The organism is Thiohalocapsa sp. (genome assembly GCF_019695415.1).
Lineage (GTDB): Bacteria > Pseudomonadota > Gammaproteobacteria > Chromatiales > Chromatiaceae > Thiohalocapsa.
Window position 1 is genome coordinate 1 of the sequence record NZ_JAIFKJ010000541.1, and the last position, 7397, is coordinate 7397.

General features: G+C 66.8%; 6 protein-coding genes. All 6 read right to left on the reverse strand.

Features of this window, described 5'->3' with window-relative positions; all coding sequences use genetic code 11:
* Positions 1 to 358: 358 nt before the first annotated feature.
* On the reverse strand, positions 359 to 988 hold the full coding sequence (gene hflD / locus I6U14_RS14965; protein WP_296900320.1) for a high frequency lysogenization protein HflD: 630 nt from the start codon (positions 986 to 988) through the stop codon (positions 359 to 361).
* 116 nt (positions 989 to 1104) lie between these two features.
* Complete coding sequence (gene mnmA / locus I6U14_RS14970; RefSeq protein WP_296900321.1) at positions 1105 to 2211, reverse strand: tRNA 2-thiouridine(34) synthase MnmA; 1107 nt, start codon at positions 2209 to 2211, stop codon at positions 1105 to 1107.
* 95 nt (positions 2212 to 2306) lie between these two features.
* Entirely contained in the window at positions 2307 to 4514 is a 2208-nt protein-coding gene (locus I6U14_RS14975; RefSeq protein ID WP_296900322.1) for a molybdopterin cofactor-binding domain-containing protein, read from the reverse strand.
* A complete protein-coding gene (locus I6U14_RS14980) occupies positions 4511 to 4981 on the reverse strand; it encodes a (2Fe-2S)-binding protein (RefSeq protein WP_296900323.1) in 471 nt (156 codons plus the stop codon). The genes I6U14_RS14975 and I6U14_RS14980 overlap by 4 nt, the downstream gene beginning before the upstream one ends.
* 218 nt (positions 4982 to 5199) lie before the next feature.
* Positions 5200 to 6222, reverse strand: coding sequence for a Fe(3+) ABC transporter substrate-binding protein (locus I6U14_RS14985; RefSeq protein WP_296900324.1), 1023 nt, complete (start codon positions 6220 to 6222; stop codon positions 5200 to 5202).
* Between the two features lie 42 nt (positions 6223 to 6264).
* On the reverse strand, positions 6265 to 7290 hold the full coding sequence (dmeF, locus tag I6U14_RS14990; protein ID WP_296900325.1) for a CDF family Co(II)/Ni(II) efflux transporter DmeF: 1026 nt from the start codon (positions 7288 to 7290) through the stop codon (positions 6265 to 6267).
* Positions 7291 to 7397 lie beyond the last annotated feature (107 nt).

Sequence of the window (7397 nt, forward strand, 5' to 3'; positions counted from 1 at the left end):
GCTCCCGGGTACGCCGACTTCGGAGGACGACCGGGAGTTCGTCGTCTCTGCGCCGAGCTCCCGAGCCCCTCCCGCCCGGATCAGAGTCAAGTCGAGGCACTGTCAGGCATCATCCACCTGGTTGCCGAAATCTTGTCGGACATATAGGACGAGCCGGGGCGGTCCTCAGACAGTATCGCAATCCGGACGCGTTGCCCGAGGATGGTGTCACGCCGGTTCCTGCCCCTGGCCCTGGCGTCGATGTCGTCCATGCGATCCGCTTGCAGGAGAGGAGCTGCCCGGCAATCCAGGCGTTGTAGTCGCCGTGGTGGAGGACTGGTGACTCAAGGCGCGAGCGGCTGTGAGCGGTGACCCGCAGTCAGACGCTCTCGGTATCGCGCAGATAGGCGCGGGCGGCGTCCAGCATCTTGCGCCGCCCGAGCAGCACCTGCCAGCGGGTGCCCCCGCACTGGCGCCAGAGGAGGGCAGCGCGGATGCCGGCGAGAAGCAGGGCGCGGATACGGTCTTGGTTGTCCGGGTTCTGCAGATAGAGCGGGTTGCCGCGGACGATGATCCGCGGCGTGAGCTTGCTGATGGTGTCCTGATAGATGCCGGCGAGACCGGCCAGCACCTCCCGATCGAGCAGCGGTAGATCACCGCGGGCGGCAGCTGCGCCCTGCACGCGGCGGGCGATTTCCTGCTGCATCTTGCGGCGCCCGGCGAGGTTGCGCTCGTGGCGCATCAGGGCGATGACGTAGCGGGTGAGCTCCATTTCCCGCGCCGGCTCCCCGGTGAGCTGAGCCACCACTTGGCGAGCACCCGTCGCCACTGCGCCGGGCTCGCCATACACCGAAGGCACGTCCTCGGCGTCGATCTGGAACAGGCTGTAGATGCAGGGCTCCATCTGCGCCGTGTCGACGCTGCCGCGGTTGGCGATGCGCTGTACGCAGTACGCTGCCTGATGCAGGCCGGCGAGGGCGATAAGGCGGTCTTGGTCGGTGTGTTCCATCTTATGTGGCGAGTGGCGAGTGGGACGGAGCGTGTGTCGAGGGGATATGGGGGCTCAGGAGCGGACAAATCGCTATCGCCGTCGCTGGCCTCCAAATGAGCCGACGCTGGAGGCGATCAGGCCGAGGAGGTGATCACCGCGCCGCCTAGGCAGGTATCACCCTGGTAGAAGACCACCGACTGACCCGGCGTGACCGCCCGCTGGCGATGCGCGAAAGTGACCCGACAGTGACCGCTATCGTACTCGACCAGGGCGCAGGGCTGCAGCGGTTGGCGATGGCGCAACCGACACAGGCAGGTGAACGGTAGCTGCTCTGGCGGCACCGGCGCCGAGGCCGCAATCCAGTGCAGCTGCTCCCCACGCAGCCCGTCGGCGTAGAGCAGGGGATGCTCGCTCCCTTGTACGACAATGAGGGTGTTGCGGGCGGCGTCCTTGGCCGCAACGAACCAGGGCGCCTCGGCCGCGTCGCGCACGCCGCCGATGCCGAGGCCGGAGCGTTGGCCGATGGTGTACCAGGCAAGCCCCCGATGCTCGCCGAGGACCTTGCCCTCCGCGGTCTCGATGGGCCCAGGGTCGTCCGGCAGCCAGCGGGCCAGGAAGTCCGCGAAGCGCCGCTCGCCGATGAAGCAGATGCCCGTGCTGTCCTTTTTTTCCGCGTTCTCGAGGCCAAGCCGACGCGCGAGCATGCGCACCTCCTGCTTGGTCAGGTCTGCGAGCGGGAACAACGCATGCGCTAGCTGCGCCTGCGTCAAGCGGTGTAGGAAGTAGGTCTGGTCCTTGTTTGCGTCCCGGGCGAGCTTGAGCCGGCTGCCGAGCGCGCCATGCGCAACCCGGGCGTAGTGGCCGGTGGCGATCCAGTCCGCGCCCAGGTCCAGCGCATGGTCCAGGAAGGCGCGGAACTTGATCTCGCTGTTGCAGAGGACGTCGGGGTTTGGTGTGCGCAGCGCGCGGTATTCGGCGAGGAATGTCTCGAATACACGGTCCCAATACTCGCCCGCAAAGTTCACGGTGCGCAGGGGTATGCCGAGCCTGTCCGCTGCCGCCTGGGCGTCGGCCAGGTCCTCGGCGGCCGAGCAAAGCCCAGGCGCGTCGTCCTCTTCCCAGTTCTTCATGAACAGGCCTTCGACGGCATAGCCCTGCTCACGCAGCAGATGCGCCGCGACGGCGGAGTCGACGCCGCCGGAGAGGCCGACGATGACGCGGGAGTTGCTCGTCTCGGGCAAGGGTGATTAGGGGTGAGTTACTGCCGGGTGGCCGCGGCGGCGAAGAGCGCCCACTGCCCGCAGGGGGCGGCGGTGTGGGTGTCGCGGTCGCGCGGCTAGCTCAGCTCCGCGTACTTCAAAGGCACACGGCGGACCCGCTTGCCCGTGGCGGCGAAGACGGCGTTCAGCACCGCCGGTGCGGCCACGGCGATGGTGGGCTCACCGATGCCGCCCCAGAAGTCGCCGGAGGGCATGACGATGACCTCGACCTGCGGCATATCCTTGATCTGCATAGAAGGATAGTCGTGGAAGTTGCTCTGCACGACGGCGCCGTTCTCGAGCGTGCATTCGCCGTGGAACAGCGCCGACAGGCCATAGACGAAGGAGCCCTCCACCTGCGCCTCGATCTGCTGCGGGTTAACGGCATAGCCCGGGTCTGTGGCGGCGACGATGCGATGGACCTTGACCTTGCCGCCGTCCACAGACACCTCCGCGCAGGCCGCCACATAGCTGCCGAAGGTCTTGACCACCGCGAGGCCGCGGTGGACGCCGTCAGCGGCGGGCTTGCCCCAGCCGATCCTGTCGGCGACGGCCTCCAGCACTGCCAAGCTCTTTGGGTGCTCGGCCATGAGCTTGCGGCGGAAGTCCAGCGGGTCCTTACCCGCGGCATGGGCCAGCTCGTCGATGAAGCACTCCAGGTAGATGGCGTTCTGGTTGATATTCACGCCCCGCCAGAAGCCGGGGGGTACCGGTGGGTTGCGCATGGCATGCTCCACCAGCAGGTTCGGTACCGAGTAGCTGATGGCGTGGTCGCCGTCCGCGTGGAAGCCCTGGAAGGTCACCGGGTCGGCGCCGTCATCGCCCATCCATTGCGGGCGCACTGCGGCGAGGATGGACTGACCGGAGATGCGCACGTGCAGCGCGGTCAGGCCGCCGTTCTCATCCAAGCCGCCCACGAGCTTGCACTTGGTGACCGGGTGGTAGTGGCCATGCGCCATGTCCTCTTCGCGGGTCCAGAGGAGCTTCACGGGCGTACCCGGCAGTTGCTTGGCGATGGTGACGGCCTGGGTGACGAAGTCGTGAAAGGCCCCGCGCCGGCCAAAGCCGCCGCCCAAATGGATCTTGTGAACGTCGCACCGGTCGATGGGCAGTCCGGCCGCGTCGGCTGCGGCCTCCAACGCGGCCATGCCGTCCTGCGTTGGACACCAGACCTCGCAGCGCTCTGGCGTCCATACCGCCGTGGCGTTCATGGGCTCCATGGTGGCGTGGTTCTGGTAAGGGTAGGCATAGACGGCCTCGATGGTCTTGGCCGCGCCGGCGAGGCCTTGCTCGGCATTGCCCGCCGCGTTGCCGACGAACACCTGCTCGCTGGAGGTGAGACCGGCATCGAGCATCGCGTCGATGTCGGCGCTGCTCAGATCGGCATGCTCGCCCTTGTCCCAAGTGATGGGGAGCGCATCCAGGGCAGTCTTGGCCTGCCACCAAGTCTCCGCGACCACGGCGACGGCGTTCTCGCCGACCGCCACCACCGCGCGCACGCCGGGCTTATCGCGCACTGCCGCGTCGTCGAAGGAGCTGAGCTTACCGGTGAACACGGGGCAGGCCTTGATGGCGGCGTTGAGCATGCCGGGCAGCTTGAGGTCCGCCCCGAACACCTGCTTGCCGTTCAGCTTGTCCAGGGTGTCCAGGCGCTTGACGGGCTTGCCGATGAGCGTCCAGTCGTCCGGGTCTTTGAGTGCCACATGCTCCGGCGGCCAGAGCTCCGCGGCCGCGCTCGCCACCTTGCCGTAGGTGGTGGTGCGGCCCGTCGGGCCATGCGTGATAACGCTGTTCGCCGCGGTGCATTCGTCCATCGGCACGTCCCAGGCCTCTGCGGCGGCCTGGATCAGCATCTGCCGCGCGACGGCCCCGCCCTTGCGCACATAGTCGTGGCTCTCGCGGATGCCGCGGCTGCCGCCGGTGGAGAAGCTGCCCCAGACCCGGTCACGCTTCAGGTTCTCACCGGGGGTGGGATACTCGGTGGTGACCTTGGACCAATCGCACATGAGCTCCTCCGCCACCAGCTGCGCCAAGCCAGTGAGGGTGCCCTGGCCCATTTCCGAGCGGGCGATGCGGATGATCACGGTGTCATCGGGCTCGATGACCACCCAGGCATTGACCTCCGGGGTCTCGGTGTGGGAGTTGTCGGCGCCGGCTGGGCCTTCGGCGGCGACGGCGCCGCTGCCGAGCCCCGGCAGGGACAATCCCAACGCGAAGGCAGTGCCGGCTTGTGTACTGCGGATGATGAAGTCCCGCCGTGAGACCTTGATGGGCGCATTGCTCATGACGCACCCCCGTTCTTCTTCATCGTTGCCGCCAGGTGGATGCCGCGGCGCACGCGGTTGAAGGTGCCGCAGCGGCAGATATTGGTTACCGCGGCGTCGATGTCGGCGTCCGACGGGTCGGGGTTCTCGGCGAGCAGGGCCGCGGCCGTCATGATGATACCCGGCTGGCAGTAGCCGCACTGGGGCACATCCAGCTCCGCCCAAGCCTGTTGCAGGGGATGGTCGTTGCTCGCAGAGAGGCCCTCGATGGTGACGATCTCCTGGCCCTCGTTGACCTCCGCGATGGGCAGCGTGCAGGCGCGGACCGCCGCGCCGTCGATGTGCACCGTGCAGGAGCCACAGACACCGATGCCGCAGCCGTACTTGGTGCCGGTGAGCCCCAGCTGCTCCCGCAGCACCCAGAGCAGGGGTGTCGACGGGTCTGCCTCCACCTGGAGCAGCTCGCCGTTGACCTTGAGTTTCGCCATGGACGGACCTCTCGCGTAAAGCAATGCACCCGAGCCCTCGGGCGCCTGCATTGGCAAGCGGGCAGGATAGCCGCTTACGCAGATGCAGACCATGGAGGATCACCCCAGCTCATCGACCACAAAAGACGAAGCCCCGGCGGCGGCTGGCGCCTCCGGGGCTCGTGATGGTCAGCGTTGGTATACGCCTGCGCCGGCGGCGCCGACGCAATCAGCGGGGTTCACTCATAGCCCACACGGTCGTAGATGCGCTGCGCCTCGGCCTGGTTCTCGCCAAGGATGTTCAGGTTGATGGTGTCCTCTTTGAAGGCACCGAGCGCTGCGACGCTGTCAGAGAGGGGCGTGCCGGGTACTACGGGGTACTCGTCATTACCCGCCGAAAAGTACTTCTGCGCCTGCTCGCTGCTCAGGTATTCGAGAAACTTGACGGCGTTCTCACGGTTCGGCGCGTGCTTGGCGACGCCGGCACCAGAGATGTTCACATGGGCGCCGAAGCTTTCTTGGTTGGGGAACACCCAGCCGATACCGTCGAGCGCCTCTTCGTCCAGGCCGGGATCGCCCTTGCGCAGCGCACGGGCGAAGTAATAGGTGTTGGACAGGACAATGGCGCACTCGCCGGAGGCGATGGCCTTGAGCTGGTCGGTGTCGCCCCCTTCTGGGTCACGGGCGCGGTTATTCCAGACGCCCTCAGCCCATTTCTCGGCCGCCTCCGGGCCCAAGTGCTCCATCAGCGCCGCCATGAGAGACAGCATGTAGATGTTGCTGGAGCTGCGGGTGCAGACCATGCCCTCGAACTTGGGGTCCGCCAGATCCTGGTAGGTCTGGATGTCCTTGGGGTCCACGCGCTCCTCGTCGTAGAAGATGATGCGGGCGCGCTTGGAGAAGCCCCACCAGTGGCCGTCCGGATGATGCAGCCATTCGGGGATGCGGGACTCCAGCGTCTCGGACTCCACGGGCTGGAAGAGACCGGCCTCGTCGGCGCGCCACAGGCGGCCCGCGTCGACGGTGATGAGCAGGTCCGCGGGGCTGTTCCGGCCCTCGGCCTTCATGCGCTCGATGAGCTCATCGCCCTTGCCCTCGATGCGGTTGATCTCGATGCCGGTCTGCTCCTCGAAGTCTGAGTAGAGGCGCTCATCCGTGTCGTAGTGACGGGACGAGTAGAGGTTCAGCTCGCCCTCGGCATGAACGGCGCCGGCGATGACACAGAGCGTCAGCGCTGCACCAATGGCGGTCTTGTTGCGCATGGTATCTCCTCAACGGTTGATGGAAACGTCAAGCGCATAAGACTAGCAGTATCGCGAATCGTTCGCATTACATTTTGCGTCGCTTGGCAGACAGGTCTCATCGTGACACTGCTGCACTTCCACGGTGAGGTGGTCGATGCCTGGAATGTCCGCGATGAGCGACTTGTAATGCGTCACGGGCTGAGGCCTATGCGTCACCAGGGACAGGATGCAGGCATGGCTCGCAGCGCCGACACGCCAAAGATGCAGGTCGCAGACCTGCACATCGTCCTCGGCCTCCAGAATTTGCCGAATGGCGGCTGCCGTGGCGTCCTGGTCCTCAGCATCCAACAGCGTCAAGGCGCTGTCGCGTGCGAGCCCCCAAGCCCAGCGGGCGATCAGCAGCCCGCCAGCGATCCCCATCAGCGGGTCCAGGAAGCCCCATCCGAAGACGAGCCCAGCGGTGAGGGCGATGATGGCAAGCAGGGAGGTGAGGGCATCGGCGATGACATGAAAATACGCCGCACGCAGGTTGTGGTCTTGGTGGTCGTGGTGGCCGACAGCAGGACTGATGCCGGCCCGCCGGTGATAGTCCATCGGGCCATGGCGGTGGCCGCGATGGTGGTGGTCATGGGCGCCGCCCAGCAGCCAGGCGCTGGCGAGGTTGACGAGCAGGCCGAGCACGGCGACGACGATAGCCTCGCCATAATGGATTTGCACGGGGTTGAGCAAACGGTGGCCGGACTCCAGCAGCAGCCAAAGGGCGCCGACCGCCAGGAGCAGGGCACTGGAATAGCCGGCCAGCGGCGACACCTTGCCGGTGCCGAAGCTGAAGCGTGGATCGCGTGCGTGCCGGCGGGCGAAACGGTAGGCAAAGACACTCAGGCCCAGCGCGACCGCATGGCTGCCCATGTGCCAGCCATCGGCCAGCAGGGCCATGGAACCGGTGAGCCAGCCCGCTGCCAGCTCCACCACCATGGCGGCCAGGGTCAAATCGACCACCCAGCCGGTACGTCGTTCGGCGCCCTGCTCGGCAGGGGTCCGGCAGTCGTGGCTGTTCTGCCCGGCCGCGATATCTTTGCGTGTCATCGGTGGGGGCCGTCTGCCCGGGCCGTTCGTTCACACCTACCCTTGCCGGCCCGTTCCCCGTTCCGTTCCCCCTGCCCGCACCGCTCAACCTCCCACGCCCTGGCCCT